This window comes from Synechococcus sp. CS-1333 (assembly GCF_025128015.1).
Taxonomy (GTDB): domain Bacteria; phylum Cyanobacteriota; class Cyanobacteriia; order PCC-6307; family Cyanobiaceae; genus MW101C3.
In genome coordinates this window covers 1-1,053 of sequence record NZ_JAHLYO010000004.1, presented here as the reverse complement: position 1 = coordinate 1,053, position 1,053 = coordinate 1, and the positions used below count along the sequence as shown (strand labels likewise).

Annotated in this window: 1 protein-coding gene; it reads right to left on the bottom strand. The window is 62.3% G+C overall.

Annotated features, from left to right (window positions below; all coding sequences use genetic code 11):
• Nucleotides 1–1,052: photosystem II D2 protein (photosystem q(a) protein) (gene psbD, locus KQ303_RS00625; RefSeq protein ID WP_094515010.1), on the bottom strand; the 1,052-nt coding region annotated here is incomplete at its 3' end.
• Nucleotide 1,053 lies beyond the last annotated feature (1 nt).

Genomic DNA, 1,053 nt, shown 5'->3' with positions numbered 1-1,053 from the left:
GCGTTACCACGGGGCAGAACCTCTTCAGGGAAGACGAAGTTTTCATGCGGCTGGTCAGCCGGTGCCATCCAGGCACGCAGACCTTCATTCAGAAGAATGTTCTTCGTGTAGAAGGTTTCGAATTCAGGATCCTCAGCAGCGCGGATTTCCTGGCTCACGAAGTCGTAGGCACGCAGGTTCAGCGCCAGGCCGATGATGCCGATGCTGCTGGTCCACAGACCCATCACCGGCACGAACAGCATGAAGAAGTGCAGCCAGCGCTTGTTGGAGAAGGCGATCCCGAAGATCTGGCTCCAGAAGCGGTTGGCGGTGACCATCGAGTAGGTCTCCTCTTCCTGCGTGGGCTCGAACGCCTTGAAGGTGTTGGCCTGCTCGGAATCCTCGAACAAGGTGTTCTCCACCGTGGCACCGTGGATGGCGCACAGCAGCGCACCACCCAGGATGCCGGCCACGCCCATCATGTGGAACGGGTTCAGCGTCCAGTTGTGGAAGCCCTGCAGGAACAGCAGGAAGCGGAAGATCGCCGCCACCCCGAAGGAAGGCGCGAAGAACCAGCTGCTCTGACCCAGCGGGTACATCAGGAACACGCTCACGAACACCGCGATCGGGCCGGAGAAGGCGATCGCGTTGTAGGGGCGGATGCCCACCAGACGGGCAATCTCGAACTGACGCAGCATGAAGCCGATCAGGGAGAAGGCACCGTGCAGGGCCACGAACGGCCAGAGGCCGCCCAGCTGGCACCAGCGCACGAAGTCACCTTGAGCTTCCGGACCCCAGAGCAACAGCAGGCTGTGGCCCATGGCGTCGGCAGGGGTGCTGACGGCGGCGGTGAGGAAGTTGCAGCCTTCCAGGTAGCTGCTGGCAATCCCGTGGGTGTACCAGGAGGAAACGAAGGTGGTGCCGGTTAGCCAGCCGCCCAGAGCCAGATAGGCCGTGGGGAACAGCAGCAGACCGGACCAGCCGACAAACACGAAGCGGTCGCGCTTGAGCCAGTCATCGAGGACGTCGAACCATCCCCGAGCCGAAGGCGCGCGCCCTACAGCAATCGTCATG